The 459-nt window shown below is 74.9% G+C and carries 1 protein-coding gene; it reads left to right on the top strand.

All coding sequences use genetic code 11. The annotated features are described in order from the left end of the window. Window positions 1-90: 90 nt before the first annotated feature. Window positions 91-459: TetR/AcrR family transcriptional regulator (locus tag RM844_RS32620; protein WP_394814660.1), on the top strand; the 369-nt coding region annotated here is incomplete at its 3' end.

Below are 459 nucleotides of genomic sequence, written 5' to 3'. Positions count from 1 at the left end.
CTGATGTGATCGACGCCGGGCGTGATCGCCGGCCGGCAGCGCCTGCCTCGCGATCCGGCCACCGATACGCCGTACCGTACGATGACCCGCATGCCTCGACGCTCCGCATCGCTCGACCGCGCCACCCCGGACCGTATCGCCGAGGCCGCCCTGCTCCTGATCGACGAGGGCGGACCCGAGGCGCTGACCTTCCGCGCCCTGGCCGCCCGCCTGGAGATCTCCCTCGCCTCCCTCCAGCGCCGCTGCACCGACCTCGCCGGACTGCTCGACCTGTGCACCGACCACCTGGCCGCCCGGCTGCCCGACGTACCACCCGGCACCGACTGGGCCACCGCGACCGAGACCCGGTTCACCGCCCTGTACCGGCTGCTGACCGCCCACCCCGGCCTGCTCGCCCTGCGCGGCACCCGCCCCTGGCTCGGCCCGCACCTCCTCGCCCGCCTGGCCGAACCCCAGATC

Source organism: Streptomyces chisholmiae (assembly GCF_031845445.1).
Lineage (GTDB): Bacteria > Actinomycetota > Actinomycetes > Streptomycetales > Streptomycetaceae > Streptomyces > Streptomyces chisholmiae.
Note: the sequence above shows the minus strand (reverse complement) of the source record. Positions and strands in the feature narration are given on the sequence as shown.